The following is a 1,129-nucleotide window of genomic DNA, read 5'->3' as shown; positions in this document are numbered from 1 at the left end:
AAATAATTTTTTTAACCAATGGGAAATTCCTTGTTTTTAATTCATCAGAATATACAAAAGAGTTAGTTGATTCCACGTGAATTTGTTGGTTAATCAAAGCAATTTCATATTCAAAATTGTGTAAATTATTATATTCATCCAATCTTATGAATATCTCCTTAAAAACCAAAGGCATTTTATGCTCTCTCGTTTTTAGAAGTTCAAAACACCAACGCTCTAATTTAATCCTCCTATATAACGAATTCCCAAAAATATCAATAACTTCAAATTTTGACTTGTATGTCTTGGGAGCAAGTTTATATTTCTTGATATCTTCCAAATTACCAAAAGCCTTCTCTATTTTTTTTCTATTATTTAAATTATTGTTTTTTATTTGGGAATTGGTAGAAATAATCAATAAGTTATTTATAACTCAATTCAATATTCCCGTGTGAACTTCTTGATTAATTGTGTTAAATCTATCATGGAAATAATTATTTGTTTCCGGCATCAAACTAGCGATGTTTTTAGTTTTAATACCCACCTTAACATTTGGTGTGGTTGCTATTTCATGTTTAGCAAAAATCCTCAACAAGAATAAAAAATCAGGCCAGTTAAATAATTCGTCTTTTTTATAAGTGCTTAAAATTTGCATTAATTCACTGTGCTTTTCAAATGTTACTGGATCGTGTTTTTTAAAAGTTGACTTAGTTAAAGTATAGAAGTGTTTTTCTCTAATATCTTTCATGTATTTTAATAAATTTATTATGCCATAATCATGAGTGAATAAAAGTATCGTTACTTTAAAGTATTGCCTTATATCTTCAATTTTTCTAATGAAAATATTGTATTTTATTTTATCGAAGGTTTCACCGTAATCATCAATTATTAATACATTGTTTTTTTCTTTTGAAAAAGAATCTTGGATAGAGGCCATTCTTAATTGGATGTTGAGTATATCCTTTTGACCTTTACTTAAATATTTAAATCTATCATCAATAAGCTCCATTTTTAAAATACCGCTTCTGGATGTGAAATTAATTTTAGAGGTTTCAAATTTAATTCCCATCTTTTCAAAAACTACAATTCAATGTTGATAAATACTCATTTTCTTAACTTTAGCTTCCATTATTAAAAATAATTCTGAATT

At 26.0% G+C, this 1,129-nt stretch carries 1 protein-coding gene; it reads right to left on the bottom strand.

What is annotated here, in order from left to right; genetic code table 4:
* Window positions 1-1,129 (bottom strand): hypothetical protein (locus C4B24_RS05070; protein ID WP_168388376.1); only part of this gene is annotated, 1,129 nt, incomplete at both ends.

This window comes from Mycoplasma marinum (assembly GCF_004335975.1).
GTDB classification, from domain to species: Bacteria; Bacillota_I; Bacilli_A; order Mycoplasmatales; family Metamycoplasmataceae; genus Mycoplasma_K; species Mycoplasma_K marinum.
Note: the sequence above shows the minus strand (reverse complement) of the source record. Positions and strands in the feature narration are given on the sequence as shown.